The 23,733-nt window shown below is 56.3% G+C and carries 28 protein-coding genes; 16 read left to right on the top strand and 12 right to left on the bottom strand.

Going from position 1 to position 23,733, the window contains the following annotated elements; genetic code table 11:
* Positions 1 to 196: 196 nt before the first annotated feature.
* A complete protein-coding gene (locus MWU60_RS18750; RefSeq protein ID WP_247228961.1) occupies positions 197 to 1,078 on the top strand; it encodes a hypothetical protein in 882 nt (293 codons plus the stop codon).
* A gap of 2 nt (positions 1,079 to 1,080) precedes the next feature.
* On the opposite strand, the gene MWU60_RS18745 is transcribed toward MWU60_RS18750, so the two are convergent.
* Complete coding sequence (locus tag MWU60_RS18745; protein WP_247228960.1) at positions 1,081 to 1,338, bottom strand: DUF2312 domain-containing protein; 258 nt, start codon at positions 1,336 to 1,338, stop codon at positions 1,081 to 1,083.
* A gap of 108 nt (positions 1,339 to 1,446) precedes the next feature.
* On the opposite strand from MWU60_RS18745, the gene MWU60_RS18740 reads away from it, so the two are divergent.
* The gene (locus MWU60_RS18740; RefSeq protein WP_247228958.1) at positions 1,447 to 1,662 is read left to right on the top strand and encodes a hypothetical protein; all 216 of its coding nucleotides are present in this window, start codon (positions 1,447 to 1,449) and stop codon (positions 1,660 to 1,662) included.
* Here MWU60_RS18740 and MWU60_RS18735 read toward each other — a convergent pair.
* On the bottom strand, positions 1,659 to 2,708 hold the full coding sequence (locus MWU60_RS18735; protein ID WP_247228957.1) for a phosphotransferase family protein: 1,050 nt from the start codon (positions 2,706 to 2,708) through the stop codon (positions 1,659 to 1,661). The genes MWU60_RS18740 and MWU60_RS18735 overlap by 4 nt on opposite strands.
* A gap of 98 nt (positions 2,709 to 2,806) precedes the next feature.
* Here MWU60_RS18735 and MWU60_RS18730 point away from each other — a divergent pair, with 98 nt between their 5' ends.
* A complete protein-coding gene (locus MWU60_RS18730) occupies positions 2,807 to 4,036 on the top strand; it encodes an acyl-CoA dehydrogenase family protein (protein ID WP_247228955.1) in 1,230 nt (409 codons plus the stop codon).
* On the opposite strand, the gene MWU60_RS18725 is transcribed toward MWU60_RS18730, so the two are convergent.
* A complete protein-coding gene (locus tag MWU60_RS18725; protein ID WP_247228954.1) occupies positions 4,009 to 4,326 on the bottom strand; it encodes a metalloregulator ArsR/SmtB family transcription factor in 318 nt (105 codons plus the stop codon). The genes MWU60_RS18730 and MWU60_RS18725 overlap by 28 nt on opposite strands.
* A gap of 86 nt (positions 4,327 to 4,412) precedes the next feature.
* On the opposite strand from MWU60_RS18725, the gene MWU60_RS18720 reads away from it, so the two are divergent.
* Genes MWU60_RS18720 through MWU60_RS18705 form a run of 4 tightly spaced genes read left to right on the top strand, consistent with a single transcriptional unit; the run spans position 4,413 to position 6,598 of the window.
* Positions 4,413 to 5,276, top strand: coding sequence for an MBL fold metallo-hydrolase (locus tag MWU60_RS18720; protein WP_247228953.1), 864 nt, complete (start codon positions 4,413 to 4,415; stop codon positions 5,274 to 5,276).
* A 30-nt stretch (positions 5,277 to 5,306) separates the two neighbouring features.
* Positions 5,307 to 5,732 carry a YeeE/YedE thiosulfate transporter family protein gene (locus MWU60_RS18715; RefSeq protein ID WP_247228951.1) on the top strand — a complete coding sequence of 142 codons (426 nt, stop codon included), beginning with the start codon at positions 5,307 to 5,309 and terminating at the stop codon, positions 5,730 to 5,732.
* Positions 5,732 to 6,163, top strand: coding sequence for a DUF6691 family protein (locus MWU60_RS18710; protein WP_247228950.1), 432 nt, complete (start codon positions 5,732 to 5,734; stop codon positions 6,161 to 6,163). Before MWU60_RS18715 ends, MWU60_RS18710 begins: the two co-directional genes overlap by 1 nt.
* A 9-nt stretch (positions 6,164 to 6,172) precedes the next feature.
* The gene (locus MWU60_RS18705; protein ID WP_247228948.1) at positions 6,173 to 6,598 is read left to right on the top strand and encodes a TIGR01244 family sulfur transferase; all 426 of its coding nucleotides are present in this window, start codon (positions 6,173 to 6,175) and stop codon (positions 6,596 to 6,598) included.
* Here MWU60_RS18705 and MWU60_RS18700 read toward each other — a convergent pair.
* The 5 genes from MWU60_RS18700 to MWU60_RS18680 form a co-directional block, all read right to left on the bottom strand.
* Entirely contained in the window at positions 6,595 to 7,698 is a 1,104-nt protein-coding gene (locus MWU60_RS18700; protein WP_247228947.1) for a flagellar motor switch protein FliM, read from the bottom strand. The genes MWU60_RS18705 and MWU60_RS18700 overlap by 4 nt on opposite strands.
* Positions 7,699 to 7,742: 44 nt before the next feature.
* Positions 7,743 to 10,439: an ATP-binding protein gene (locus tag MWU60_RS18695; protein ID WP_247228946.1), complete on the bottom strand. Its 2,697-nt coding sequence runs from the start codon at positions 10,437 to 10,439 to the stop codon at positions 7,743 to 7,745.
* The gene (locus MWU60_RS18690) at positions 10,436 to 10,711 is read right to left on the bottom strand and encodes a hypothetical protein (protein ID WP_247228945.1); all 276 of its coding nucleotides are present in this window, start codon (positions 10,709 to 10,711) and stop codon (positions 10,436 to 10,438) included. Before MWU60_RS18690 ends, MWU60_RS18695 begins: the two co-directional genes overlap by 4 nt.
* Positions 10,708 to 11,076 (bottom strand): response regulator, encoded by a 369-nt coding sequence (locus MWU60_RS18685; protein ID WP_247228944.1) that lies wholly within the window; start codon positions 11,074 to 11,076, stop codon positions 10,708 to 10,710. Before MWU60_RS18685 ends, MWU60_RS18690 begins: the two co-directional genes overlap by 4 nt.
* Positions 11,077 to 11,157: 81 nt before the next feature.
* Positions 11,158 to 12,462, bottom strand: a complete 1,305-nt coding sequence (locus MWU60_RS18680) for an XRE family transcriptional regulator (protein ID WP_247228943.1) — start codon at positions 12,460 to 12,462, stop codon at positions 11,158 to 11,160.
* Between the two features lie 217 nt (positions 12,463 to 12,679).
* Here MWU60_RS18680 and MWU60_RS18675 point away from each other — a divergent pair, with 217 nt between their 5' ends.
* The 9 genes from MWU60_RS18675 (at position 12,680) to aat (ending at position 21,075) form a co-directional block, all read left to right on the top strand.
* Positions 12,680 to 14,026: a substrate-binding protein gene (locus MWU60_RS18675; protein ID WP_247228942.1), complete on the top strand. Its 1,347-nt coding sequence runs from the start codon at positions 12,680 to 12,682 to the stop codon at positions 14,024 to 14,026.
* Positions 14,027 to 14,160: 134 nt separating this feature from the next.
* Positions 14,161 to 15,192 carry a branched-chain amino acid ABC transporter permease gene (locus MWU60_RS18670; protein ID WP_247228941.1) on the top strand — a complete coding sequence of 344 codons (1,032 nt, stop codon included), beginning with the start codon at positions 14,161 to 14,163 and terminating at the stop codon, positions 15,190 to 15,192.
* 3 nt (positions 15,193 to 15,195) lie between these two features.
* Complete coding sequence (locus tag MWU60_RS18665; RefSeq protein WP_247228940.1) at positions 15,196 to 16,395, top strand: branched-chain amino acid ABC transporter permease; 1,200 nt, start codon at positions 15,196 to 15,198, stop codon at positions 16,393 to 16,395.
* A gap of 12 nt (positions 16,396 to 16,407) precedes the next feature.
* Positions 16,408 to 17,166 (top strand): ABC transporter ATP-binding protein, encoded by a 759-nt coding sequence (locus tag MWU60_RS18660; protein WP_247228938.1) that lies wholly within the window; start codon positions 16,408 to 16,410, stop codon positions 17,164 to 17,166.
* Between the two features lie 72 nt (positions 17,167 to 17,238).
* Positions 17,239 to 17,988, top strand: a complete 750-nt coding sequence (locus MWU60_RS18655; protein ID WP_247228937.1) for an ABC transporter ATP-binding protein — start codon at positions 17,239 to 17,241, stop codon at positions 17,986 to 17,988.
* Positions 17,989 to 18,104: 116 nt separating this feature from the next.
* The gene (locus tag MWU60_RS18650) at positions 18,105 to 18,452 is read left to right on the top strand and encodes a hypothetical protein (RefSeq protein ID WP_247228936.1); all 348 of its coding nucleotides are present in this window, start codon (positions 18,105 to 18,107) and stop codon (positions 18,450 to 18,452) included.
* A gap of 116 nt (positions 18,453 to 18,568) precedes the next feature.
* Complete coding sequence (accB, locus tag MWU60_RS18645; protein WP_247228935.1) at positions 18,569 to 19,063, top strand: acetyl-CoA carboxylase biotin carboxyl carrier protein; 495 nt, start codon at positions 18,569 to 18,571, stop codon at positions 19,061 to 19,063.
* A 10-nt stretch (positions 19,064 to 19,073) separates the two neighbouring features.
* Positions 19,074 to 20,420, top strand: a complete 1,347-nt coding sequence (gene accC, locus MWU60_RS18640; RefSeq protein ID WP_247228934.1) for an acetyl-CoA carboxylase biotin carboxylase subunit — start codon at positions 19,074 to 19,076, stop codon at positions 20,418 to 20,420.
* 4 nt (positions 20,421 to 20,424) lie between these two features.
* Positions 20,425 to 21,075 (top strand): leucyl/phenylalanyl-tRNA--protein transferase, encoded by a 651-nt coding sequence (gene aat, locus MWU60_RS18635; RefSeq protein WP_247228933.1) that lies wholly within the window; start codon positions 20,425 to 20,427, stop codon positions 21,073 to 21,075.
* Here the strand turns inward: aat and MWU60_RS18630 are convergent.
* The 4 genes from MWU60_RS18630 to clpX are packed head-to-tail and all read right to left on the bottom strand — an operon-like array spanning position 21,039 to position 23,628.
* Positions 21,039 to 21,521 carry a DUF2155 domain-containing protein gene (locus MWU60_RS18630; RefSeq protein ID WP_348644709.1) on the bottom strand — a complete coding sequence of 161 codons (483 nt, stop codon included), beginning with the start codon at positions 21,519 to 21,521 and terminating at the stop codon, positions 21,039 to 21,041. The two genes, aat and MWU60_RS18630, sit on opposite strands and share 37 nt — an antisense overlap.
* Positions 21,522 to 21,530: 9 nt before the next feature.
* A complete protein-coding gene (locus tag MWU60_RS18625) occupies positions 21,531 to 21,914 on the bottom strand; it encodes an NADH:ubiquinone oxidoreductase subunit NDUFA12 (RefSeq protein WP_247228971.1) in 384 nt (127 codons plus the stop codon).
* A 60-nt stretch (positions 21,915 to 21,974) separates the two neighbouring features.
* Complete coding sequence (locus MWU60_RS18620; protein WP_247228931.1) at positions 21,975 to 22,358, bottom strand: RidA family protein; 384 nt, start codon at positions 22,356 to 22,358, stop codon at positions 21,975 to 21,977.
* A 4-nt stretch (positions 22,359 to 22,362) separates the two neighbouring features.
* Positions 22,363 to 23,628, bottom strand: a complete 1,266-nt coding sequence (clpX, locus tag MWU60_RS18615) for an ATP-dependent Clp protease ATP-binding subunit ClpX (RefSeq protein WP_247228930.1) — start codon at positions 23,626 to 23,628, stop codon at positions 22,363 to 22,365.
* Positions 23,629 to 23,733: the final 105 nt, after the last annotated feature.

Raw genomic sequence — 23,733 nt, 5'->3', positions numbered from 1 at the left:
GCACGGGGTGGATCGGATCATCCGATTGCGCGGCGTATAGCAGGGGGAAACGCCGCAGTGCAATGGTGTTTTCGCACAGTGTCGTGAAAAAAATGGGATGCCATGTCATCTGGCAAAGCGCATTGCCGAAACCCGCTTTCGCGTGCTGCAAATCACCCTATGATGTCCCGACTGGAACGACCCAAGAAAGCACCTCATGCAGATCGCATTTCATATCGGCGCAAATTGCACGGATGAAGATCGGCTGCTGAAGTCCATTCTCAAAAATGCCAATACATTGCTGCAACAAGGGATTGCTGTTCCCGGCCCCGGCAAATACCGCAAGCTGATCCGCGAAGCGATACAAGAGCTTGATGGTGAACGCCCTGCCACAGGGGCCCGCGATGTCCTGCTTGACGCGATTGTCGAGGATGACAACATCGCGCGGCTTGTACTGAGCAATGACAACTTTATCGCCATCCCCAAGCGTATCTTTGATCACAGTGTGTTCTACCATCAGGCCGAAATGAAAGTGCGCGGTCTGCATCAGCTTTTCCCGCAAGACGATATTTCGCTGTTCCTTGGTTTGCGCAACCCTGCCAGTTTCCTGCAAGACACTGCCGCTCGGGCGGCTGTTGGAAGCTTGTCGCAGTATCTGGGTGTGCTTCAACCCGTTGAACTGCGGTGGTCCGACGTAATCCGCCGCATTAAACTGGCTGCCCCGGACACTCCGCTTTATGTCTGGTGCAACGAGGATACGCCGTTGATCTGGGAAGAACTGATCCGATTGCAAACCGGTGTATCCGCCGATACCGCGATCACGGGGCAATATGATGTGTTGGCAAACATCGTCAGCCCTGCGGGGATGGACATGTTGGGCGCACGCCTCGCGGATGTTCCCGCTGACGATATAGAAGCACGCCAGCATCTGGTCGCGGATGTGATTGAGGCTTACGCCCTGCCCGAAAAGCTGGAAGACAGCATTGATCTGCCGGAGCTGGACGATGATCTGGTCGATGCGATGTCGACCGCCTATGAAGATGACCTAGAGGTCATCGCAGATATGGACGGCGTCGACCTGATCCTGCCCTTCGACTGAACCTACATGCCCAACGCGGACATGTACATTTCCATAACGGCTTCTTCCTCGGCCAGATCGTTCGCGTCGCGTTTGCGGATCGCCACGATTTTGCGCAACACTTTGGTGTCGTAGCCGCGCCCTTTAGCTTCGGCCATCACCTCTTTCTGGGCGTCTGCGACATCTTTCTTTTCCGCCTCAAGCCGCTCATAGCGTTCAACGAATTGGCGCAGCTCTTGCCCGGCAACGGTGCTTGTGGTCTCGGTCACGGAATCGTTCATCACTGCTCTCCTGAAAACTAGGGCCCTGACTAGCCCTTGCCCCCAAAACCCGCAACCCTTGCGAAGCCCGACACTGCACGATAAGTCCGGCAAAACTGCGGAGTGATCATGGAAATTGTCGTTTGGATTGGTGCGGCCCTGTCGGTCATTGGCCTGTGTGGGATCGTCTACAGCATTGTGGCCGTGACCCGCGCCAAACGCGCGAAATTGCCTGACGAAGAACTGCGCGCACGCATCTCAAAAATTCTGCCCATCAACCTGATCGCGCTGTTTATTTCAATGATTGGCCTGATGGCGGTGATCATTGGCGTGATGCTGGGCTAAAGTTCGGCCCCTTCATGCATGACGATACTGGCCATCGCCGCCAGCGCAGGCACGGCTGCCCCATATTTGCGCGCCATCGCTGGGTTTGATGCATTGCCCGCTGCCGCGCGCGCTGCAACACCCGCGAGAATCGCAGCCAGCCGGAAAAACGCAAAAACCAGGTAGAAGGGCCAATTTTCGATCTGCCCCAAACCCCGCCTTGCGGCATAGGCTGCGACATATTCGGCCTCGCTTGGCAGCCCAAGTGCAGCGCGGTCGACACCGGCCAGCCCGCGCATATCACCCTGATTTGGCAACCGCCATTGCATGCACTGATAGGCCAGATCAGCCATTGGATGCCCCAGCGTGGATAGCTCCCAGTCCAGCACACCGGCAATCTTTGGCGTGTCCGGTTGAAAGATCATATTGTCCAGCCGCCAATCCCCATGAACAAGCGCGACCTGTCCGTCATCGGCGGGCATATTGGCCCCCAGCCAGGTCATGATCTGCGACATGGCTTCGCTGGGTTCATCGACAGACGCGCGGTACTGGCTGCTCCACCGATCCAGTTGGCGGGCAAAGTAATTGCCCGGTTTACCATAGTCCCCCAAACCGATTGCATCGACATCAACATGATGCATCGCGGCCAGCGCTGCATTCATCGCATCATAAATCGCGGGTCTTTGATCGGCCGGACAGTCAGGCAGCGCAGGGTCCCAAAAGATGCGTCCGGGCAGATACCGCATCACGAAAAAGGCGCGTTTACTGGGCGATGTGTCAGCAGCTGCCAGATGCAGCACCTCCGGCACGGGGACATCGGTGCCAGCCAATGCCTGCATGACCCGAAATTCGCGATCGACCGCATGGGCGGACGGCAACAACCGACCGGGGGGTTTGCTGCGCAAAACATAGGTCCCGCTTGCCGCATTCAGTTGATAGGTCGGGTTGGACTGGCCTGTGCCAAACTTCACAACCTCTTGCAGGCATGTGAATTCCGGGATTGCGTCGGTCAGGTAGATATCAAGATCAGGCAGGCTGATCCCAAGGTTTTGCGCAGCTTCTTTCATGACACCATTAGGGCCGCCCGCCCCGCTTTGTGCAACCCTTTGATTGACACCCGGACCGGGCGATGCACGATGGGCCGGAAATTGGAGGAGGTGAACAGATGGATCTGGGACAAACCGAACGGCTGAAACCTGTTCTTGCCGCAGTAAAGGCTATGATCACGGATGAAATCGCGCCTCTTGATGCGGAATTTCTGGCCGAAGTTGATATCGGCGACCGGTGGTTGTTCACCCCGCGCCAAACCGAAATTCTGGAAGGTTTGAAGACAAAAGCCAAAGAGCGCGGGCTTTGGAATTTCTGGGACACCTTCCGCGATGGACCGCAGCTGAACACCGTCGAATACGCCTATCTGGCCGAAGAAATGGGCAAAAGCCATCTGGCAGCCGAAGTCTTTAACTGCAACGCCCCCGACACCGGTAATATGGAAGTATTCGCCCGCTACGGCACGGATGCGATGAAAGAACAATGGTTGAAACCTTTGATGGCGGGCGCGATCCGTTCAGCCTATTTGATGACCGAGCCGGATGTCGCCAGCTCTGACGCCACCAATATCGCGATGCGCTGTGAAAAGGATGGTGATGCGTACATTCTGAATGGTCAGAAATGGTGGGCGACCGGTGCAGGTGATCCACGCTGTGCTGTCTATATCGTCATGGTCCGCACCCGTTTCGATGGGCCGAAGCATCAGCAACACTCTATGATTGTTGTTCCGGCCGACACCCCCGGCATCACCAAACTACGCGCGATGGAGGTTTACGGCCACGATGACGCGCCCCACGGCCACATGCACTTTCGCTTCGATGATGTGCGCATTGGGGCCGAGAACATGTTGCTTGGAGAAGGGCGCGGATTCGAGATTGCCCAAGGGCGTCTTGGGCCGGGCCGTATTCACCATTGCATGCGGGCGGTTGGTCAGGCCGAAAAAGCGCTCGAACTGCTTTGCCAGCGCTCTTTGGACCGCGAGGCGTTTGGCAAGCCGCTGGCGCAGTTGGGCGAAAACCATGACATTATCGCCAAAGCACGAATGGACATCGAACAGGCCCGGTTATTGTGCCTGAAGGCGGCTTGGATGATGGATCAGGGTGACAAACGGGCGGCGGCCCCTTGGATCAGTCAGATCAAGGTGGTGGCCCCGCAGATCGCGCTCGACATCACCGACAAAGCTATCCAAATGTACGGCGCTGCCGGGGTGTCGCAAGACACGCCACTGGCGCGGCAATGGACGCATCTGCGCACATTGCGCCTGGCAGATGGGCCAGATGCCGTGCATCGCAGGCAGGTCGCGCGGGCCGAATTGGCGCGTTACGCCTCAGGGCAGAACAGTTCGTAGATACGTTCAAGCAGCGGGCGCACGCGCGGATCGGCAAGGCGATACCGCATCGAGCGCCCATCACGATCACTGGCAACCAGACCTTCATTGCGCAATCGCAAAAGCTGGCCCGAGACATAGGACTGGCTGGCACCCAGTGCGCGCTCCAATTCGCCCACGGTCAGATCACCGGGAACCAGAGCGCAAAGAATGCGCAAACGGCCCGGATTGGACAGCGACTTCAACACATCAGCCGCCTCTTCGGCTGCGGCATCCATCGGGTCTACTGCTGTTTGGACAGAATTTTCCATAAAACACTGATATCTTTTGCTACGACGTATTTCAACATTGAAATGTTTTTCAATGCCATTAACTTGATGACTGAAGGAGATTCGATATGCAACCTGATGTAAAAGCTTTCTTCGACGATGCCACCAACACAGTATCCTACATCGTGCGCGAACCCGAAGGGCGGGCCTGTGCGATTGTCGATAGCGTGCTTGACTATGATCAGGCCGCAGGTCGGACAGACACAAAATCTGCTGATGAAATCATCGCATGGGTCAAATCAGAGGACTTACAGGTCGCCTGGATTTTAGAGAGCCATGTGCATGCCGATCACTTGTCAGCGGCACCCTATCTGCAAGAACACCTTGGCGGGAAAATCGGGATCGGGTCGAATATCACTGTAGTGCAGGACACCTTTGGAAAAGTCTTCAACGAAGGCACCGCGTTTCAACGGGACGGGTCGCAGTTTGACGCGCTTTTTAATGAAGGCGACAGCTTTCACATCGGCCAGATGCGGGCTGACGTGCTGCATACCCCCGGCCACACGCCGGCCTGCCTGACCTATGTGATTGGAGATGCCGCATTTGTCGGTGACACGCTGTTTATGCCTGACTTTGGGACCGCACGCTGCGACTTTCCAGGCGGATCAGCCGAAGACCTGTTTGGGTCGATCCAAAAGATCCTGACCCTGCCGGATGAGACCCGCATTTTCGTAGGCCACGATTACAAAGCGCCGGGGCGTGATGAATTCGCATGGGAAACCACCGTGGGCGAGCAAAAGGCGCTGAATGTCCACATCGGTGAAGGCCGTCCAATGGAAGAGTTCGTCGCCATGCGACAGCAGCGCGATGCGAAGCTGGGCATGCCACGCTTGATATTGCCCTCGCTACAGACAAACATGCGGGCGGGGCACTTCCCTGAACCCGAGGACAACGGTCAGCGCTATTTCAAAGTGCCCATCAACACACTCTAAGACGTTTTCCACAAAAGACAGGATAAGACCATGCCAACAGACTGGATCATGGGGCTCGCCGGTGGCGCGCTTATTGGAACGGCTGCGGCCATTTTTCTGCTGATCAACGGCCGGATCATGGGGGCGTCGGGCATTATTGGTGGGCTCATCGACGGGAGCGGGCGGCATGACTGGATGGAACGGGCCGCACTTATCGCCGGCCTGTTGATTGCCCCCGCTTTGGCGGCGTTGGCGATGGGTGGCGCGCAAACGCAGCTGACGGACAATTGGATCGTGATCATTGCAGCGGGTCTTCTGGTTGGTGTCGGCACGCGCCTTGCCAATGGCTGCACCTCTGGCCATGGCGTTTGTGGTATTTCACGCCTGTCGCTGCGTGGGATCGTTGCGACGGCGTTCTACATCGGCGCGGGCGGGCTGACCGTGGTGGTGTTCAAGCATGTTCTGGGGGTGATCTGATGCGGAGCGTTGTTGCATTCATCGTCGGCGCCCTCTTCGGCTTGGGGCTTTTAGTTTCTGGCATGACGGACACGACAAAGGTGCAAGGTTGGCTTGACATCTTTGGCGATTGGGACCCGACGCTGGCCTTTGTGATGGGGGGCGCAATCATTCCGATGGCTGTCGCGTGGCGGATCACCGTGGGCCGCAAACCTGTGCTGGCAAGCGCATTCCCTACGCCGCCCGAACCAAAGCTGGGTCGCAACCTTGTCCTTGGGTCAACGTTGTTTGGTATGGGCTGGGGGTTGTCGGGCCTATGCCCAGGCCCCGCTGTTGCATCGCTGAGCTTTGGTGGATGGGGCGGCGTTACTTTCGTCGTGTCCATGGGCATCGGCATGTTGATCGCCCCTGCCCTGCGCAGCCGACTGGACCGCAAGACACTGGCGGTTTAATACAGGCCTATGGATATTCGACAGCTCAGCCCGACGTACGCCGTCTCGCCCCAGATCGGGGTCGAGGATATTCCAGCAATCGCAGAGGCTGGTTTCAAAACCATCATTTGCAACAGGCCGGATATGGAAATCCCGCCCAGCCATCATGCCAGCGTGATTGAAGCCGCAGCAATGGCAGCGGGCCTGAACTTCGTGACGATCCCGATCACACATCACGCGTTGAACATGGACATGGTCGCGGGACAAAAAGCAGCCATGAGCGGCTCTGACGGGCCAACGCTGGCCTATTGCGCCTCTGGCACGCGATCATCAATCGTTTGGGCCTTGGGACAGGCGAATGAGATGTCGACTGATGATATCATGGCCGCGACCGCCGCCGCCGGATATGATCTGGGCGGCATGCGCCCGCAATTGGATGCCCTGGCCGGGTCCTAGAGCGGGTCAAAATCCGTTGGCAGTTCGGCCATCATCGCACCGTCGTCCATCATCAGATCTGTGTTTGCCTCAACCGGGTTCTCAATACCTAACGGCATATCTATCGCGACATCCGGGGCATTATTGTTCGCCATGGCATCCATACTGATGTCCGGCGTTATGACGCCATCGTCGTGCAAAGCCATGGCCGATGGCGCCGTCGCAGCCGCGAAATCGGACAATTGCGGTGCGGGTGCCGCCTCAAGTCGCACGGCGCGGTAACCACCAGCCTGCCCCAGCTTTGCCTGTAACGCCGGTTTTCCGTCAGGCGCGATAAGCTGCACCGAATGGACAGTACATCCGGGCAAGGGCAGAACCGATCCGATCTGCAACGATTGCGCCACAGCCAAAGGCACAGAAAAGCGGTGCAAAAGTGCATCAAGGCTGGCGGGTGCTTTCGATACAGCCTCTTGAAATGTCGGTGACCAATCGACCGTAGCGGGCGGCGCGGGTGCGACATGTTCAATTGTAGGCACGAACGGCAACGTCATCACCAGCTCCCCCTGCCTATCTGGCAGGCCCAGATCAACGCTCATCCGGACGATGCGATAGTCGCAATCGTTCAGGATCAGCCCGGCGGCACGCGTACTGTCCACGCGGTCACCCGTTGCGACGTTATTCATCCAACCCTCAAGTGGCGTACCGATCACAGCCGCGGGAAACGTGCTCAAAAACCGGTCAAGCACCGGATCACACATCGTTTTGTCGGTCCGTGTCGGCGCGCGCTTGTCTGCCTTTTGGCCCAAAAGCGCGCCCATTGTCTGCATTTCCAGCACGGCGCTGCGCAGTTCGTTGTCCAATGCGATCAACCCGGCAAGCGCGCCGTCACGCATCAACCCGATCAGCATCAATTCTTCGTCAAGCGTGCCCAGCATATCATCAAGACCAGTGACCTCTTCGGCCACGCTTGCCACGGTCAGTACCAGCCCCACGGTATCATTGGCCGCTTTGGTCAATGCCAGACGCACAGCACGGGACGAGGTTAGCGGATTCTCCGCAACCTCTTGCCCTTGCGGTCGGGTCATGCGCCGCAGCAATGTCACTTGTGTGCTTTCAGTCATCGGCCTGCCACAGATACTCTGGCTGTGACCCTAATGAAAACTGGTTACGTTTGTTCTAACGCAGCCGAGGCTTTCACCGGCGGCAGCTTGACCCGAAACGCAGCCCCTGACTGTTGCGGAAGATAAATCACTTCACCGCCCAACCGATGCATAATCTCGCGACAGATCGCCAGCCCAAGGCCAGCCCCGCCTGCCTTGGAACCATCCGCGACCCGCGAGAATTTTTCAAAAATAAGTTCTTGGTTTTCAGGAGAGATCCCGCTGCCATTGTCAATGAAATCAACCGCGTAGTCTTGGCCGTCCTGTATAACCTTGATCGTCAAATGCGGCACTTTGGCGTCACAGTATTTGCGAGCGTTGGAAATCAGGTTAATGAAAACCTGCGCAAGCCGGTCAAGGTCTGCGGTTAAGGTTACGTCCTCATCTGCACGATCACGGCTTATCTTCAAGACGCCATCGTGCAGACCGGCGGCTCTTATGGCACGATCCAACAGATCACTCAGCGTACCGGTTTGTTCGTGCAAAACGACTTGCCCGTTCTCAAGCACAGACAAATCCAGCAGATCATCCAGCAACCGGGTCAGTCGTACCGCTTCATCATGGATGATGCCTGCATAGCGTTCCTGCTCATCTTCCGTCATTTCGCCGTCCCGCAGGATATCTGAAAACGACCGGATCGAGGTCATCGGCGTACGCAATTCATGGCTGATCTGGCTGAGAAACGCGTCCTTCTGGATCGATAGGGCCGTCAGCTTGTCATTGGCGGCGCGCAAGGCGCGCGCGGTGCGTTCCTGCTCTTGTGACTTTGCCTCTAGCCGGTTGGAGTATTCAAGAATTTGCGCGGCCTCATCTGCGACCGCAATCAGGTCTTCCACTGACACGCTGCTGCCGCCAATCAGCTGACCGATCATGGCGTGCGCTGTCGCAGCCCCCACCGAGCCTGCCAATTCACGCTCAAGCCGCTCAATGAATTCAGGGGTGACTTCAGGCAAAGTGCCGGTCTTGCCCTGATGCATCGCTTCTTGTTGAAAGATTGCTTGAGCCTCAGTGCTGCCTATGATGCGTTGGGACATGATCAGCAGGTCTTCGGCCCCGGCTGCCGCGCTGGTCCAGGCAGGTGCTGCGGAGGAGTGGTCAAACACATTCACAAATTGCGCGCCTTGCAGACGCTCGAGCGGGGCTGGAAATGTCACAAGTGACAGCACCACAAAGACTGCGCTGTTCAACAACATCGACCACATGATCCCATGGACCAGCGGATCAATCCCCGTCACCCCAAACAGCGCCTGTGGCTGAAGCCACGACAACCCAAACGGCCCCTGATCCATCACCGACTGACTGATAACGGCATCGACGCCGAAGCTTGGTAAAAACAGCGTCCAAAGCCAAATCACCAAACCGGTCAACAAACCTGCGGCAGCCCCGACACGGGTCGCCCCCCGCCAAAAGATGCCACCGATCATCGCGGGCAGGATTTGGACTGCGCCTGTGAAAGAAATCAAACCAATAGCCGCCAGCGCAGTCCCGCCGCCGGACATGCGATAGTAAAGAAAGCCCAGCGCCATGATGCCCGCGACGGACAAACGCCGTGATAGTAGGATAACGTGACGCACGTCGCCTGACATCACCGCCTGCTGATTGGTCTGAAAGCTAAGCCAGATCGGAACAACGATGTGGTTCGACACCATCGTGGCCAAGGCAATCGTTGCAACAATCACCATAGACGTGGCTGATGAAAACCCGCCCAGGAATGACAACACCGCCAAACCGCCGCGTCCTTCGTTCAGTGGGACGGTCAGAACGAACAGGTCGGGGTTGCTGCCCGCTGGCAAAAGATCAAGCCCGACGACCGCGATGGGCACCACAAAAAGGCTCATCGCGAACAGGTAAAGCGGAAAGGCCCAGCTTGCGATATGCAGATGGCGTTCGTCCGCATTTTCAACCACCAGCACCTGAAACATGCGCGGCAGGCACAGGAATGCGGCGCCTGACAGAAAAATCAGGCTGATCCAGCGACCGCTGTCTTCGTTCCAAAGGACAATATCGGACTGGTCAATGCGTGTCAGCATCTGCCCCGGACCCCCGGCAATACCCCAGACGACAAAGACACCAACGGCGATCAGTGCGAGCAGTTTCACAATCGCCTCAACCGCGATAGCCATGACCACACCGTGATGACGCTCATTGGCGTCCAGATTGCGGGTGCCAAAAATCACGGTAAAGACCGCCAGCCCGATCGCAACCCACATTGCAGTTACATTAAAACCGGCGCGATCCCATGCCACCCCTTCGGCTTGTGCAAAAACGGCAAAAGACAAGGTCACGGATTGCAGTTGCAAGGCAATATAGGGTGTTGCCGCGATAACAGAGATGATCGTCACGATCATACCCAACTGGGTCGATTTACCAAACCGCGATGAGATCAAATCGGCAATGGACGTAATCCGTTGCGCGCGCCCGATCCTGACCAAACGGCGCAAGACCCACCACCAACCGATCATCACCAATGTTGGCCCAAGATAGATGGTGACAAACTCCAACCCTGAACGCGCCGCATAGCCCACGGCCCCGTAAAACGTCCAAGCGGTACAATAGATGCTGAGTGATAGCGTGTAGATCAATGGCGATGACAGCCAGTTGGAATGCCCGGCAGCCGCCCGGCGCTCTGCCACAAAGGCAATCGCGAACAGCAAAACCACATAGCCCAAAGCAATCACAATCAGGGCGTTGAAGGACATCATGTGTCTGACGAATCCGTGGCATCCGCAGACACATCAGGCCGGATAAAGCTTGACAGGATGGCCGTCAGCACGATGAGCAGGACCCACACGCCGAAGATATAAATCAGCCCGGATGATCCAATTTTTTCGTCAGGCCCATCGCTGGACCACGCCAGCGGGATTGCCAGCAGTACGACACCCACGAAGGGCAAAAGTTTTGCGCCATCCCGCACCCGCCGTTGCCGATAATTGGCCCGCTGCAAAAAGACCGGCGGGTTCTGCTTCTGGCTCATGCCTCCATCAGGTTGCGGACGTGGTCGCGCACTTCTGTGTTGGAAAATGGCTTGGTCATAAACAGGTTCGCCCCAAGCCGCATGGCAAGTTCACGATCTTTTTCCTGGCCGCGCGCCGTGAGCATCATCACCGGCGTCAGCCGTGTGGTGTCATGACCCCGCAATTCCCGCAGAATATCAAAACCGCTGCGCCCCGGTAGCATCACGTCAAGGATGATCATATCGGGCGGCAAGCCCAACACCTTATCCATAGCCGTGGTGCCATCCTCATGCGTGTGTACGGTCCATCCGTCCCGAGACAGGATGAAACTGATCGCCTCGATGATGTTTGGCTCATCCTCGATCAGAAGGACACGTTTGCCCATCTCATCGCCTCCCTTTTTACGTCTTCTCCTCCGAAGACGCCTCCCCATTGGTTCTAACTATCACGGTAATCCGCACGCGTGTCAAAGCACAGATGCAGGGCCAATCCCCAGCAACGCTGGCTCACGACGGCTGGTGCAGTTCTGGCGTGGGCAAATACGGCAGGACATACCAACAGGATGCGGCGCGTGCGCAGTTTCGGGCGGGTCGGGCATGACAAGCATGATCGTCTGCAAAGCCGGTGGCGCATCAAACGCCAAAGCGCCCATCGGTTCTGCAATGGCGTAGCACAAAAACCGAGTGGCATTGGGAGCTGGCATTTCCACGTGCTGGCACAAAGGTTGCGACGGTCTGCTCAACGCACCGAAAATCGGCCATAACGGGCAAGCCCCGCCCTTCCGTGGTATGGAAAATCCGGGTACAGATTTGATGAAAGTCAACGCCCCTGCCGCATCACCGACAACCAGCCCTATCGGTGGATGACCTTTGCCGGGCGGCAGTTGCGCCATGCGGCGCAGCACTGTTGAAAATGGTACATCAAATACACGTGCGATGGCAGCGGGGTCATAGGCGTTGTCCTTGCACGCCTTCTGAAAAGCGGCCAACGGCAAAGAAGCCGCATCGGATACGTATCGCTTAAGCACCGCGCGCAATACTGTTGCAGCCGCATCGCCCAAATCCGCGTCTTGCAGAACGTCATCGGGGTTTGCACCCTCTTCCAAAGCGGCAAGGTGAAAACCGGTTGTAGCCAAGTAGTCTTCGACCTGCTCAAAAGGTGACCCGGATTGCTCCAGAACGGCCTCTGGCGCTTCAAGATACGTGATCAGCGCCTCGCTGCTCGCGGCCAAACGCACGCTGTCATTGTGAATGTTTTCGTGAAACCGGCGTTGCCAGTCACGATCAAGGTCTTCGGGACCAACCAGAATGGATGCGGACGACCGGATCGCACTCACGGCCGAGATGACCTCGTGCAGCGATCCGGCCAAAAGCGGGTCATAGGCCAGTCGATCCGTCAACATCTGGCTTTTCTCTTCAAGCGCGGCAATCCTGCGGGCCTGAGCCGCGATCAGCGCACCCCAACCGGGATAGCGCGCAGCAAGTTCTTCGGCGCGATCAACCTCTACCGTATCGCCAAGTGTCGCAGCAGCACTGCGTATCTGATCCAACGTCTCGGCATCGACCCCGTCCGCAAGCAATGACATGTCCACATTCAGCACGCGCGCGAGGTCTGCCAGTAGTTTACCACCGATTCTGCGCCGATTGTGCTCAATCAAGTTGAGGTAAGAAGGTGAAATTCCTACCTTTTCCGCAACTTTAGCTTGTCTTAACCCCCGGTCCAGACGCTTTTCGCGAATGCGCGACCCTGCCAGTCTTTGGGTGGGTGCCATGAATTCCTCTATTCATTTCAGTGGCTTTCTGCAGTTGCAAGAAAACCGATTTACTACAATTCAAAACTATTTGTTCATGAATTTACAAATTAGTCCAGTGCGTCCAATGGGTTGTTGGTGAAACAACGTTTCGTCAATGACAGTGACACAGTGCTGTAAAGTGCCAACTGATTGCGCGAGGAGGCGTAGTTAGTGTTAACTTCTAGGGAGGATAATAATGTCCAAATCGAATTTCTCGCGTCGTGGCGTGCTTAAGACTGGTATGGTTGCCAGTGCTGGCCTCGCTTTGCCGCAGTATCTGCGCGCTGACGCACATGCCGGTTTCACCAACGCGCCCGGCGACAGCGAAGTCATCCTTGGCTTCAATGTCCCACAGACCGGTCCTTACGCAGACGAAGGCGCGGACGAGCTGCGCGCATATGAGCTGGCGGTTGAGCACCTGAACGGTGGCGGCGACGGCGGCATGATGCCAACGTTTTCATCACAAGCACTCGACGGCACGGGTATTCTGGGTCGCGAAGTGAAGTATGTCACTGGTGATACGCAGACAAAATCTGATGCGGCGCGCGCTTCTGCACGTTCCATGATCGAAAAAGACGGCGCGGTTATGATCACTGGTGGATCATCCTCTGGTGTGGCCGTTGCTGTGCAAGCGCTCTGCCAAGAGGCGGGCATCATCTTCATGGCCGGTCTGACCCACTCCAACGACACAACGGGTAAAGACAAGCGGGCCAATGGCTTCCGTCACTTCTTTAACTCTTACATGTCTGGTGCGGCTCTGGCGCCCGTGCTTGAAGCCGCTTACGGCAACAACCGGAAAGCCTATCACCTTACCGCAGACTACAACTGGGGTTACACCACACAGGAAGCTGTGCAGTCATCCACGGAAGCCATGGGTTGGGAAACTGTGAACACGGTGCTGACACCGCTGACACAGACGGACTTCTCGTCCTATATCGCGCCTGTTCTGAACTCTGGTGCTGACGTTCTGGTTCTGAACCACTACGGCGGTAACATGGTGAACTCGCTGACCAACGCGGTTCAGTTTGGTCTGCGTGAAGCACAAGCCAACGGTCAGAACTTTGAAATCGTTGTTCCACTGTACTCTCGCCTGATGGCGAAAGGTGCGGGTGCCAACGTGAAAGGCATCTTCGGTTCAACAAACTGGCACTGGTCGCTGCAAGACGCGGGTTCGCAAGCCTTTGTGCGTTCGTTCGGCACCAAGTACGGCTTCCCGCCGTCACAGGCTGCGCACACATGCTACGTGCAGACACTGCTTTATGCAGATGCGGTCACACGCGCCGGTTCGTTCAACCCTTGCGCGGTCGTCGAAGCGCTCGAAGACTTTGAGTTCGACGGTCTGGGCAACGGTCCAACACTCTACCGTGGCGAAGACCACCAGTGCTTCAAGGACGTGCTGGTTGTGAAGGGTAAAGAAAACCCAGACAACGAGTTCGACCTTCTTGAAATCGTTGAAGTCACGCCTGCCGCACAGGTCACATACCCAGCCGATCACCCGCAGTTTGCAGGTGGTGCTTTGGGTACATGTAACCCGGGCGCGTAAGCTTTCTAAAATATCAGGTCACCCAAATCGGGTGACCTGAACCCTATTCAAAGGGTCATGCGACACCAGTTTTTGGCTGTTGCGTGATTTTGAGCACCTAACGCGCATTCCTACAACTGATCAGAGGTCACCACATGGACCAGTTCATTCTTCAGATTCTCAACGGGCTTGATAAGGGCTCCGCATATGCGCTGATCGCGCTGGGTCTGACACTTATCTTTGGTACGCTGGGCGTGGTGAACTTCGCCCATGGTGCTTTGTTCATGCTGGGTGCCTTCGTTGCCGTCACCGTAAGCAACATTCTGACGCTCAGCCATAAAGTCGTTGATGAAACGCGGACCGATTTCCTTGGCAATCCTTTGCAGGTCGATGTCCCCTACCTGTATGACTGGTTCGGTCAGACGGCGGGCGATGCGATCATCGACTGGGCTGTTCCAATCTCAATCATCATTGCGATCCCGATTATGGTCGCCATCGGCTTCATCATGGAGCGTGGGTTGATCAAGCACTTCTACAAGCGTCCCCATGCGGACCAGATCCTTGTGACCTTTGGCCTCGCCATCGTGATCCAAGAGATCGTCAAGTATTTCTATGGCGCGAACCCCATTCCAACACCCGCACCAGAGGCCTTTGTTGGCAGCTTTGATTTCGGCGTCGCCTTTGGGTTTGACCCCAATGCGATCATCTATCCCTACTGGCGGCTTGTGTACTTCTTCTTCTCGATCTTCATCATTGGTGCAGTCTTTGCTTTCCTGCAATTCACGACCTTTGGCATGGTCGTGCGGGCCGGTATGGCTGATCGGGAAACGGTTGGCATCCTTGGCATCGACATCGACAAGCGGTTCACGATCATGTTCGGCATCGCGGCGGCCGTCGCGGGCTTGGCGGGCGTGATGTATGCGCCCATCAACTCACCCAATTACCACATGGGAATGGATTTCCTTGTACTCAGCTTTGTTGTGGTTGTTGTTGGCGGGATGGGTTCATTACCCGGTGCTGTCGCCGCAGGGTTCCTGCTGGGTATTCTGGAAAGCTTTGCGTCCATGTCGGCAGTCATCGACATTTTGCCCGGCATCAACCAGATCATCATCTACCTTGTCGCAATCATCATTTTGTTGACGCGTCCGCGTGGCCTGATGGGCCGCAAAGGCGTGATGGAGGAATAAGCCATGCTCGGATTAGAGAAAAAAGACTTCCGGCTACTGCTGATCGTGATCGGTCTGACCATGCTGGCACCCTTCCTTCTGAACCCCTTCCCTGAAGGCTCAGAGATGGCGCAGTTCAATGCGGGCTATCCCGATCTGATGCAGCGTTTCGTGATCTTTGGCATCTTCGCCATTGGGTTCAACATCCTGTTCGGTTTGACGGGCTACCTGTCATTTGGGCACGCAGCCTTCCTGGGGGCAGGATCTTACGGTGCGGTGTGGATGTTCAAACTGCTCAGCATGAACGTGCTTCCAGCGATTGCCATTAGCGTTGTCATTGCGGGCTTGTTCTCGCTTCTCATCGGATACATCTCGTTGCGGCGGTCGGGCATCTATTTCTCGATCCTGACGCTGGCTTTTGCGCAAATGTCGTTTGCTTTGGCCTATTCGGTTTTGACACCGATCACCGGCGGTGAGACGGGGCTGCAACTGGCCCTCGATGATCCGCGCATCTTTGGTGTCTCGCAGACAGCGACCGGAAACATCCCCGTTCCGGCCCTTTTCGGGCTTGAGATGCGATCAAGCTTTGAGTGGGAAGTCGGCGCGTGGCTGTTCACCTTCAACACAGGCTACTACCTTGCGGCCCTGTTTATGATCTTGGCATTCTACATGTCGATCCGCATCTTCCGCTCACCTTTCGGGATGATGCTGCGGGCGATCAAATCCAACCAGACACGGATGAGCTATACCGGCCTGAACGCAAAACCCTACACGCTGGCGGCCTTTGTAATCTCGGGCATGTATGCTGGTCTTGCTGGCGGTCTGATGGCCTCAATGGATCCGCTGGCCGGGGCAGAGCGGATGCAGTGGACTGCATCAGGTGAGGTTGTCCTGATGACGATCCTTGGTGGTGCCGGTACGCTGATCGGTCCTGTTCTTGGTGCAGGTATGATCAAGTACTTCGAAAATATCTTCTCAAAGATCAACGAGACTATCCTGCACGGCTGGTTTGCTTTCCTGCCCGATGGTCTTGAGAATTTCGTGGTTGCCATGATCTATCCGTTCATCGGGAAAGGCTGGCACCTGACACTGGGTATCGTGTTCATGCTGGTCGTGATCTTCCTGCCCGGTGGTCTTGTCCAAGGTGGTCAGAAAATCGCAGCACTCTTCAAGCGTAGCAAGCCAGAAGACGCCAAGCCAAACGCCACTGAACCGGCCGAATAAGGAGACAGACAGATGGGTTTGTTAGAAGTAAAAGGCATCAATAAGCGGTTCGGCGGCCTGCAAGCATTGGGTGACGTGAACCTGAGTGTTGCAGAAGGGTCGCTGCACGCCATTATCGGCCCCAACGGCGCGGGCAAGTCCACCTTGCTGAACGTACTGGTGGGCAAACTTATCCCTGACAGCGGATCGGTCAGCTTTGACGGACAGTCCGTGCTGGGGCGCAAACCGCATGAGATCAACCAGATGGGGATCAGCCGGGTGTTCCAAACGCCCGAGATTTTCAGCGATTTGAGCGTGTTTGAAAACGTCATGATCCCCTGCTTTGCCAAACGCGATGGCGCGTTTCGGATGCATGCGATTGAAAGCATTTTTGCCGAAAAAGGCATTCAAGCGCAGGCAGACGCGATCCTTGACGACGTGAACATGCTGGAAAAGAAAGATATGCTCGCCTCTAGCCTGTCACGCGGTGACAAACGCCGCCTAGAAATGGCGATGTGTCTGGTACAGGATCCCAAGCTGTTGTTGCTTGATGAACCAACGGCAGGCATGGCACGCGCAGACACCGAAAACACGATCAACCTTTTGAAGGATATTCGGGAAAAGCGCGGGATCACGATGGCCATCATCGAGCATGACATGAACGTTGTCTTCTCATTGGCTGAACGGATCACTGTGCTGGCGCAAGGCACGCCCTTGGTTGAAGATACACCCGACAACATCAAAGGGCACCCAAAGGTCCGCGAAGCCTACCTTGGCGAAGCGCAGGTTTAACCACTCTGAATTTCTAGAAATTCAGAAAGCTCGTCATTTTTCCAGAAAAATGATTTGGCAGGAGACAGAAAAATGAACGCACCATTCAACAAACACGCCAACAACGCGGCCACCCACCCTGCCTACCTCAGCGTATGGGAAATTGAGGCGTATTACGGCGAAAGCTACATCGTTCAAAACGTCAGCTTCAACATTCACGAAGGCGAGATTCTGGCCCTGTTGGGTCGGAATGGTGCTGGTAAAACATCTACGCTGCGCACGATCGCCCGTCTGGATGACCCTGCACTGACACACGGTGAGATTTGGCTGGACCACAAACCACTGCACGAGATGAAAAGCCACGAGGCCGCTGCCAATGGCATTTCGTTGGTACCAGAGGACCGGCGCATCATCCCCGGCCTGACGGTCGAGGAAAACCTGCAATTGGCCCAAATCGCGCCGCCGAAAGGCTGGTCACTGGACCGCATCTATGACCTGTTCCCCCGCCTCAAGGAGCGTCGCAAGCAAGATGGCGTCACCTTATCAGGCGGCGAACAACAGATGCTGTCCATCGCACGCGCATTGGCACGTGACATCAAAGTGCTGCTGCTTGACGAACCTTACGAGGGTCTTGCGCCGGTCATCGTGCAGGAAATCGCCAAAACGCTTGGTGTGATCCGCGATCAGGGCATCACGACCGTGATTGTCGAACAAAACGCGGTTGCCGCGCTGAAACTGGCGGACCGCGCAGTGATCCTCGACATCGGCAAGGTTGTGTTTGACGGCTCCGCGAAAGAGGTGCTGGAGAATGAGAAACTGCGCGCGCAATACCTTGCGATCTGATCTCAGAGGACCGTTAATCTAAAATCCCAGAGAAATCGCAGCCTGCGATTAAACACTTGGTAACCCGAAGCGGCGATTCTGCGGTCATCAGGTCACAGTTTTTCGGAGCCCCTGCAATGGAAACAACGCTCAATCTTCCCTCAACCGCTGCCTCAGCACCATCCATGACGCCAGTTTTACCCCGCGCAATGACCAGCAAGGTGCAAGAGGTTGAAAGCGCGGACGGCAGCGCGACACTTCCAGCGAACAAACCGTTCGTCGCACAGGTTGTTACCGCGCGATTGTCGGGAACAGAATTTCCCGAAAACCCATCAGAAATTGCGCCGCCTGACCGCACCTTGCGGCCTTACGGCGTGCCAATGCTGCCTTATGAAAACGGAGAAGCGCCGACCGTGGAACCCGCAGCAGTTGCGTCTGATCCTTCGGCGACGGTGCCGGACGAAACAGCACAAAGCACCATCTGATCTTTTTCCCACGCCCTGCGCTTTCCACCTTCGCAGGCTTGCCCTATAAGCGTCGTGATGCTTTGTGACGTAACGTCGCGACAGCGCCAATAATATGGGCAACGGCCGAGGAAAACATGGGCAACAAAACCTCTCACGATAGCGACGTCAGTTTTATTGCGGCTTTGGCCGAACTGCTGCGCGACAATGATTTGACAGAACTGCAAGTCAAGCGGGACTATGGTGAAAATGACAGCCTGAACGTGCGTGTCAGCCGTCAGACGCAAACGATTGTGCAAGCAAGTGCTCCTGCAGCAGCGGCCCCGGCCGCCGCACCCAGCGCACCAGCAATGCCTGCGGCAGCACCCGCGTCAGACACCACAGATCCTGCCAACCACCCCGGTGCTGTGACCTCGCCGATGGTGGGCACCGTTTATATGGCCGCTGAACCAGGTGCTGCACCTTTTGCGACTGTTGGTGCAACCGTCGCTGAAGGCGACACGATACTGATCATCGAAGCAATGAAGACGATGAACCACATCCCCGCACCTCGCGCGGGCACAATCAAGCGGATCTTGGTCGAAGATGGTGGCCCTGTCGAATTCGGCGCGCCCCTTGTGATCATCGAATAAGGGCGGACCCATGTTCGATAAAATTCTTATCGCGAACCGCGGCGAAATCGCCCTTCGGGTCGTGCGCGCATGTCGCGAAATGGGCGTGAAATCGGTGGCTGTCCACTCAACCGCTGACGCTGACGCGATGCATGTGCGCATGGCGGATGAGGCGATTTGCATCGGCCCTCCTTCCTCGACCCAAAGTTACCTGTCGTTCCCTGCGATCATCTCAGCTTGTGAAATCACGGGCGCGCAGGCAATCCACCCCGGCTACGGGTTCTTGTCCGAAAATGCTGCCTTTGTGCAGGCGGTCGAAGATCACGATCTGACCTTTATCGGCCCAACGGCTGAACATATCCGCGTCATGGGCGACAAAATCACTGCCAAGGACACGATGAAAGACCTCGGCGTGCCTTGCGTGCCCGGTTCAGCCGGCGGTGTACCGACGTTGGAAGATGCCAAGCGGATCGGCGACGAAGTCGGCTATCCCGTGATCATCAAGGCAACGGCTGGCGGTGGTGGCCGTGGGATGAAAGTGGCGCAAACGGCCGCCGACATGGAGCAGGCTTTTCATTCAGCCCGCGCCGAAGGCAAAGCGGCCTTTGGCAATGATGAAGTCTACATTGAGAAGTACCTGACCACACCGCGCCACATCGAAATTCAGGTTTTTGGCGACGGTAAAGGCAACGCGGTGCATTTGGGCGAGCGTGACTGCTCGCTTCAACGCAGGCATCAAAAAGTCTTTGAAGAGGCCCCCGGCCCCTGCATCACGCCCGAACTGCGCGACCGGATCGGCAAGGTTTGCGCAGATGCGGTTGCGAAAATCAACTATATCGGCGCAGGCACGATTGAGTTCCTGTTCGAAAATGATGAATTCTATTTCATCGAAATGAACACGCGCCTGCAAGTCGAACACCCTGTCACAGAAGCCATCTTTGGTGTTGATCTGGTGCGCGAACAGTTGCGCGTTGCATCCGGCATGCCGATGTCATTCGGGCAGGACGATCTGAAGATCAACGGCCACGCCATCGAGGTGCGGATCAACGCCGAAAAACTGCCAAACTTTGCACCCTGCCCAGGCACCATCACGCAATATCATGCGCCCGGCGGTCTGGGTGTTCGCATGGACTCGGCCCTTTATGATGGCTATCGCATCCCGCCTTACTACGACAGTTTGATCGGCAAACTGATCGTTCATGGACGGGATCGACCCGAAGCGCTCGCGCGACTGGAACGGGCTTTGGGTGAGCTGATCGTTGATGGTGTCGACACAACGATCCCGCTGTTCCATGCGCTTTTGGCCGAACAAGCCGTTCAAACCGGTGAGTATAACATCCACTGGCTTGAACATTGGCTTGAAGAAAACCTGACCTGAGGCGGTGAAGGACAGCGGCCCCACCCTGACAGCGGACCTGCTCTTGCAGGCCTATCAGGCGGGGGTGTTTCCGATGTCAGAAGGACGCGACGACCCGGAAGTGTTTTGGGTCGACCCGCGCCTGCGAGGCGTGTTCCCGTTGGATGGCTTTCGCATATCGCGCAGTCTGGCGCGAACACTGCGCAGAGGCAGGTTCACGATCACCTATGATCACGCGTTTGAAGACGTCGTGCGCGGCTGCGCGGACCGGGACGAGACCTGGATCAACGATACAATTTTCGGGCTGTATTGCACGCTTCACCAAGCCGGTTTTGCCCATTCGATCGAGGTTTGGGAAGATACCCGCCTTGTGGGCGGCGTTTACGGTGTGACCATTGGCGCTGCCTTCTTTGGCGAAAGCATGTTCAGTCGGGCGACCGATGCGTCAAAAGTTGCGCTCGCCTATCTGGTCGACAGGTTACGGCTGGGGGGCTTTCAGCTCTTTGATACGCAGTTCATCACACCGCATCTGGAAAGCCTTGGTGCGGTCGAAATCCCGCGCGCGCAGTATAGGGCCATGTTGGCAGAGGCATTGAACAAGGACGCATCCTTTGACGCGCCGGGTGCGATCCCGCCCGCTCAGGATGTGATACAGCGCAACGCCCAGACGTCATAGCGCGGGTGATCCATCGCATTCAGCGCCGGGGCAGAGGCAAGCATCCAGCCTGAAAACAAGGTGCCATCAGTGTCACGCACAACGATCTGCGCAAATGCATCACCTGACGGGTTGTCGATAGGATAGCGGCACTCATTCAACTTGACCTCCAGAAAGCCCAGGCGCGCGGTCTGCCCGTTTTCCAGCGACAAATCCGTTACCTGACCCGTCAGCTTATCAAGGATACGTAATTCTCCGGCCGTTGCGGTTGCGACGTCCTGCACAACAGCCTCTGATGAGGTGGACAGATAGTCATCGCCTTGCGGTTCGTTGGGTGTCGTCGTCAACTGCCCGATCAATTCGTCCAGCGGCACATCTTCGATGGGTGTCGTGACAATCTCCTGCGCGGCAAGCGGTGCCACCGTCAGTAGGATACTGGCAATGAGTGGTACAGTGAGCGATCGCATTGCTTGCTCCTACTCCGGTGTCCACGCCTCATAGTCGGACCGTTCAGCCGGGGCGCCGCGTCGGATAGAACCAGCGGGCGCATAAGCAGCCACCGTTCCGGTCAAGTTCTCCTGATGCGGTTTTTCCCAGTCCTTACGGGCCAACGCCAGCTCAGTTGGTGGCTGATCCCATGTGCGGTGCAACCAACCGTGCCATTCTGGCGCGACACGAGACGCTTCGTTTTCACCGTTATAAATCACCCAGCGGCGGCTATCGTCACTATTGCGGTAAAACACATTGCCTTCAGAATCTTCGCCTACCTTGGTGCCATTGCGGCTGGTCCACAGCTGCGTGCCAAACGACTGGCCATCCCACCATGTAAAGATGCGTTTAATGTTGTGACCAAGGCCCATGTCGCGTCTCCGATTGCGTCGGCTATCCATGCACCAATAGCCGCAAAAGGTCCAGTAGGTTCAGGCGGGGACCCGCGCAGTCACCTCGATTTCAATCTTCATTTCTGGGTTCTGTAGCTGCGCAGAAATCATCGTTGCCGCCGGCTTCGCCTTTGCGAAAGCCTTGGATGTAATGGGCCAGCAATCCGGCCATTCGGCTGTGTTTGGAACAATGTAGTTGACCCGCACCACATGATCGAGCCCGCTGCCCGCAATCTCCAACGCCTTTGATATTGTCGCCAGCGCGTTGATGCATTGTGCTTCAACACTTTCCGGCATGACCATGCTTTCATAGTCATAGCCCGTCGTGCCGGCTACAAATACCCAGCCGTCTGCGACGACCGCACGGCTGTAACCGATCTGTTCCTCAAAGGGTGATCCGGTGCTGATGTGACGGACGGACAAGTGACTAGCTCGCTGTTGCAGGCTCTTTCTTCTTGCCATCGTCGTGGATCATCAATGGCGCGACATCCGATGTCACTGCCTCTTCATTCACCACGACCTCGGTGACCGTATCCATACCCGGCAGATCAAACATGGTATCCAACAGGATATCTTCCATGATCGACCGCAGGCCACGAGCACCGGTTTTCCGCTCAATCGCACGTTTTGCAATGGCGCTCAGCGCATCTTCGGTAAAGCTCAGCTTTGTGTTCTCAAGATCGAACAGACGCTGATACTGCTTGACCAAAGCGTTCTTTGGCTGCGTCAGGATCGTGATCAGCGCGTCTTCGTCCAGATCAGTCAATGTGGCGATCACAGGCAAACGGCCCACAAATTCAGGGATAAGACCGAACTTCAACAGATCCTCAGGTTCCAGGTCTGTAAAGATTTCACCGATGCCGCGGTCATCGTCTTCGCGCACATCGGCACCAAAGCCCATCGCTGAACCTTTGCCACGTTGTGCGATAATCTTATCAAGACCCGCAAATGCACCACCGCAGATAAACAGGATGTTCGTTGTGTCTACTTGCAGGAATTCCTGCTGCGGATGCTTGCGCCCACCTTGTGGCGGCACAGAGGCCACGGTGCCTTCCATGATCTTCAGCAGCGCCTGCTGCACACCTTCGCCCGACACATCGCGGGTGATCGAAGGGTTGTCAGACTTGCGGGTGATCTTATCGACCTCGTCGATGTAGACAATGCCGCGCTGCGCGCGTTCCACGTTGTATTCGGACGCCTGCAACAGCTTGAGGATGATGTTTTCAACGTCTTCACCAACATAACCTGCTTCGGTCAGTGTCGTCGCATCGGCCATTGTAAATGGAACATCCAGAATACGCGCCAAGGTTTGCGCCAGCAGGGTCTTACCGCAGCCGGTGGGGCCGATCAGCATGATATTGGATTTCGCCAGCTCGATATCAGACTTATCAGCATGGTTTAGGCGTTTGTAATGGTTATGCACGGCCACGGACAGCACGCGTTTGGCATGAATCTGCCCAATGACATAGTCATCCAGAACGCCACAGATTTCAGACGGGGTTGGCACACCATCGCCTGCTTTCAGCCCGGCAGTCTTGGTCTCTTCACGGATGATATCCATGCAAAGTTCGACACATTCGTCACAGATAAAGACGGTGGGTCCGGCGATCAGCTTGCGCACCTCGTGCTGGCTTTTGCCGCAAAAGCTGCAGTATAGCGTGTTTTTGCTGTCGGTGCCGCTCGTATTCGCCATCTCAAACCTCTTGGCCCTCTGGCCGTTCAAACTTAAATCGGACTGCTTTAGCCACAACACTAGGACAGCCCGCCGAGGTCCACAATGTCAAAATGACCTTGCGCA

The organism is Yoonia sp. F2084L (assembly GCF_023015625.1).
In the GTDB taxonomy this organism is placed as follows: Bacteria; Pseudomonadota; Alphaproteobacteria; order Rhodobacterales; family Rhodobacteraceae; genus Yoonia.
This window is presented reverse-complemented; position numbering and strand designations above follow the sequence as displayed.

Excerpts from the sequence above, each read along its gene's own strand:
- MWU60_RS18750 (WP_247228961.1), top strand. The coding sequence starts at position 197 with ATGCAGATCGCATTTCATATCGGCGCAAATTGCACGGATGAAGATCGG.
- MWU60_RS18745 (WP_247228960.1), bottom strand. The coding sequence starts at position 1,338 with ATGAACGATTCCGTGACCGAGACCACAAGCACCGTTGCCGGGCAAGAG.
- MWU60_RS18740 (WP_247228958.1), top strand. The coding sequence starts at position 1,447 with ATGGAAATTGTCGTTTGGATTGGTGCGGCCCTGTCGGTCATTGGCCTG.
- MWU60_RS18735 (WP_247228957.1), bottom strand. The coding sequence starts at position 2,708 with ATGAAAGAAGCTGCGCAAAACCTTGGGATCAGCCTGCCTGATCTTGAT.
- MWU60_RS18730 (WP_247228955.1), top strand. The coding sequence starts at position 2,807 with ATGGATCTGGGACAAACCGAACGGCTGAAACCTGTTCTTGCCGCAGTA.
- MWU60_RS18725 (WP_247228954.1), bottom strand. The coding sequence starts at position 4,326 with ATGGAAAATTCTGTCCAAACAGCAGTAGACCCGATGGATGCCGCAGCC.
- MWU60_RS18720 (WP_247228953.1), top strand. The coding sequence starts at position 4,413 with ATGCAACCTGATGTAAAAGCTTTCTTCGACGATGCCACCAACACAGTA.
- MWU60_RS18715 (WP_247228951.1), top strand. The coding sequence starts at position 5,307 with ATGCCAACAGACTGGATCATGGGGCTCGCCGGTGGCGCGCTTATTGGA.
- MWU60_RS18710 (WP_247228950.1), top strand. The coding sequence starts at position 5,732 with ATGCGGAGCGTTGTTGCATTCATCGTCGGCGCCCTCTTCGGCTTGGGG.
- MWU60_RS18705 (WP_247228948.1), top strand. The coding sequence starts at position 6,173 with ATGGATATTCGACAGCTCAGCCCGACGTACGCCGTCTCGCCCCAGATC.
- MWU60_RS18700 (WP_247228947.1), bottom strand. The coding sequence starts at position 7,698 with ATGACTGAAAGCACACAAGTGACATTGCTGCGGCGCATGACCCGACCG.
- MWU60_RS18695 (WP_247228946.1), bottom strand. The coding sequence starts at position 10,439 with ATGATGTCCTTCAACGCCCTGATTGTGATTGCTTTGGGCTATGTGGTT.
- MWU60_RS18690 (WP_247228945.1), bottom strand. The coding sequence starts at position 10,711 with ATGAGCCAGAAGCAGAACCCGCCGGTCTTTTTGCAGCGGGCCAATTAT.
- MWU60_RS18685 (WP_247228944.1), bottom strand. The coding sequence starts at position 11,076 with ATGGGCAAACGTGTCCTTCTGATCGAGGATGAGCCAAACATCATCGAG.
- MWU60_RS18680 (WP_247228943.1), bottom strand. The coding sequence starts at position 12,462 with ATGGCACCCACCCAAAGACTGGCAGGGTCGCGCATTCGCGAAAAGCGT.
- MWU60_RS18675 (WP_247228942.1), top strand. The coding sequence starts at position 12,680 with ATGTCCAAATCGAATTTCTCGCGTCGTGGCGTGCTTAAGACTGGTATG.
- MWU60_RS18670 (WP_247228941.1), top strand. The coding sequence starts at position 14,161 with ATGGACCAGTTCATTCTTCAGATTCTCAACGGGCTTGATAAGGGCTCC.
- MWU60_RS18665 (WP_247228940.1), top strand. The coding sequence starts at position 15,196 with ATGCTCGGATTAGAGAAAAAAGACTTCCGGCTACTGCTGATCGTGATC.
- MWU60_RS18660 (WP_247228938.1), top strand. The coding sequence starts at position 16,408 with ATGGGTTTGTTAGAAGTAAAAGGCATCAATAAGCGGTTCGGCGGCCTG.
- MWU60_RS18655 (WP_247228937.1), top strand. The coding sequence starts at position 17,239 with ATGAACGCACCATTCAACAAACACGCCAACAACGCGGCCACCCACCCT.
- MWU60_RS18650 (WP_247228936.1), top strand. The coding sequence starts at position 18,105 with ATGGAAACAACGCTCAATCTTCCCTCAACCGCTGCCTCAGCACCATCC.
- accB (WP_247228935.1), top strand. The coding sequence starts at position 18,569 with ATGGGCAACAAAACCTCTCACGATAGCGACGTCAGTTTTATTGCGGCT.
- accC (WP_247228934.1), top strand. The coding sequence starts at position 19,074 with ATGTTCGATAAAATTCTTATCGCGAACCGCGGCGAAATCGCCCTTCGG.
- MWU60_RS18630 (WP_348644709.1), bottom strand. The coding sequence starts at position 21,521 with ATGCGATCGCTCACTGTACCACTCATTGCCAGTATCCTACTGACGGTG.
- MWU60_RS18625 (WP_247228971.1), bottom strand. The coding sequence starts at position 21,914 with ATGGGCCTTGGTCACAACATTAAACGCATCTTTACATGGTGGGATGGC.
- clpX (WP_247228930.1), bottom strand. The coding sequence starts at position 23,628 with ATGGCGAATACGAGCGGCACCGACAGCAAAAACACGCTATACTGCAGC.